Annotated in this window: 3 protein-coding genes; all 3 read right to left on the bottom strand. The window is 36.3% G+C overall.

The genetic code is table 11. From position 1 onward, the window contains the following. Positions 1-128: 128 nt before the first annotated feature. Positions 129-1034: a dihydroorotate dehydrogenase gene (locus AC1WHX_RS11915; RefSeq protein WP_302545417.1), complete on the bottom strand. Its 906-nt coding sequence runs from the start codon at positions 1032-1034 to the stop codon at positions 129-131. After that, on the bottom strand, positions 1022-1804 hold the full coding sequence (locus AC1WHX_RS11920) for a dihydroorotate dehydrogenase electron transfer subunit (RefSeq protein ID WP_302545416.1): 783 nt from the start codon (positions 1802-1804) through the stop codon (positions 1022-1024). Before AC1WHX_RS11920 ends, AC1WHX_RS11915 begins: the two co-directional genes overlap by 13 nt. 65 nt (positions 1805-1869) lie before the next feature. Then, positions 1870-2344 (bottom strand): helix-turn-helix domain-containing protein (locus AC1WHX_RS11925; RefSeq protein WP_481229448.1); only part of this gene is annotated, 475 nt, incomplete at its 5' end.

Raw genomic sequence — 2344 nt, forward strand, 5'->3', positions numbered from 1 at the left:
GCCATCATCTTCATATGCCATCTTATTTTTTAGGGACATTTACTGAATATCCCTTTTTAGAGAGATAAAAAAATCGGAATATTTTTGTATTTAAACAAATACTCCGATTTTTATAAGGCTAGAAAGTTTTATACAAGCCCTATAATTTCCTGTACAGAATTATAACCGTGCCGTTTAAGATAGTCATTAATACCGTCGATAACTTTAATTGTAATTTGCGGATCAATGAAATTTGCAGTTCCGATCTGTACGGCAGTTGCGCCAGCCAATAAAAATTCAACGGCATCTGTCGCATTCATAATACCACCCAATCCGATTATCGGAACTTTGACAGCTTTTGCTACTTGCCATACCATTCGCAAAGCAATAGGCTTCACACAAGCCCCAGATAATCCTCCAGTAACAGTCGATAAAATAGGCTTACGTCGTTCTGCATCAATTGCCATTCCTAACAATGTATTGATAAGAGACACGCTATCCGCACCTTCAGCTTCAACAGCTCTAGCAATCTCCGCAATATCAGTTACATTGGGAGACAACTTAACAATCAAAGTTCCCGGATAGACCTGCCGGACTGCTTTCACTACGTTTCCAGCGCTTTTACACGAAGTTCCGAACGCCATACCTCCTTCTTTAACATTCGGACAAGAAATATTCAATTCTATAGCCGGTATCTTTTCTAATGCCGCTATCTTGGCAGATGTCACTACATAATCGTCAATTGTAGAACCAGAAACATTTACGATCATATTTGTATCGATATTTTTTATTTCAGGATAGATTTTCTGAATGAAATACTCGACACCTTTATTCTGCAGACCGACAGCATTTAGCATGCCCGAAGGAGTTTCGGCCATTCTGGGATACGGATTTCCTTCTCTATGGTGTAAAGTCGTTCCTTTTACTATTATAGCACCTAAGCGAGACAAGTCTATGAAATCAGCAAATTCTAAACCGTAGCCGAAAGTACCAGAGGCAGTCATGACAGGATTTTTCAACGTCAGTGAGCCTATTTTTACATTTAAATCTGCCATAAGAGTTTATTTATATTAAATATAGGACCTTCTTTACACACACAGATATGACCTTCTGTCGTTTTTTCTACACAACATAAACATGCTCCTACACCGCATGCCATATTGTTTTCTAAAGATACCTCACAATCTATATTATGTGTTTTTGCATATTTTGCAATTGCCATCATCATCGGCTTCGGTCCACATGTATATATTTTATCAAACTTATTTTCTATTAAAACGGAATGTTGTGTTACATACCCCTTTTCTCCTAAAGTTCCGTCTTCTGTCGTTATAAAGACATCACCTAATGTCTTGAATTCTTTTAATTGTAAAATATCAGTAGCAGAACGTGCACCCAATAGAAAAATGGGATTATATCCCTGTTGCTTTAACTCATATCCTAAATAAAGCATAGGGGCTGTTCCGACTCCGCCTCCTATGAGTATTAGTCGTGAAGCTTTATCTTCGGGAATAGTAAAAGTATTACCTAATGGTAAAACCATATTAACCATTTGTCCGGGAGAAACGGTCGATAATTTTTTTGTTCCATCCCCAACTAATTGGATTAGCAGCCAAAGTTCATTGTTATCCATATCAATGTAGTTTATCGATATAGGACGTCTTAGAAAAGTAGTAGGAGACCCATCAACCCGAACCTCTGCAAACTGCCCGGGAGCCATTGATGGAAGAGATGATCCGTCAACTGTCGTAAATTTCAGCAAAACATAATTTGTGTGTAATCTCAAATTTTCAGTTACTTTCAGATCCAAGATGTATTTTTTCATCCGATAGCTGTTTTTCATTGTTTATGCAAAGATATAACAGTTACTTGATATACTAAAATTATTATCTATTTGAAAAAGTCGGAGGAAAATGTTTCAAACGTATTATCCGAATAAAAAACCATGATTTTAATAACCTTTCTATTATCTTGAACCTTTTGAGTTTCTATATTCGAATTCAGATTTTCTTCCTTATTTAGTTTACTATCAACATTGTCAGATGTATTTCTTAATTCGTTTGATTGAAAATCCTTTACATATTTAGCATCCTCAGGAGAATCTTCTGGTTTTGCCCAAATCTCATCGAATAAAGATGTCGGAGTTTTAAGTTTTTCTTTTATATAGGGTTCTCCTTCCCCAAACATCAACCAATTTACCGATACCTGAGGATATGCATTATGTATCTTCAATATAATATCTTTACTTACGTCATTGCGACCATTTAAGCAATGAGACAATGTAGCACGTTTTATTCCTGCACGGTCTGCAAACTCAGCATCTGTCAGTCCTTCGTGTTCGATAATTTGCTTTATACGAGTATTC

Source organism: Coprobacter sp. (assembly GCF_982436375.1).

Bases quoted from the DNA above. Each gene is read 5' to 3' on its own strand.
- AC1WHX_RS11915 (WP_302545417.1), bottom strand. From the start codon at position 1,034: ATGGCAGATTTAAATGTAAAAATAGGCTCACTGACGTTGAAAAATCCT.
- AC1WHX_RS11920 (WP_302545416.1), bottom strand. From the start codon at position 1,804: ATGAAAAAATACATCTTGGATCTGAAAGTAACTGAAAATTTGAGATTA.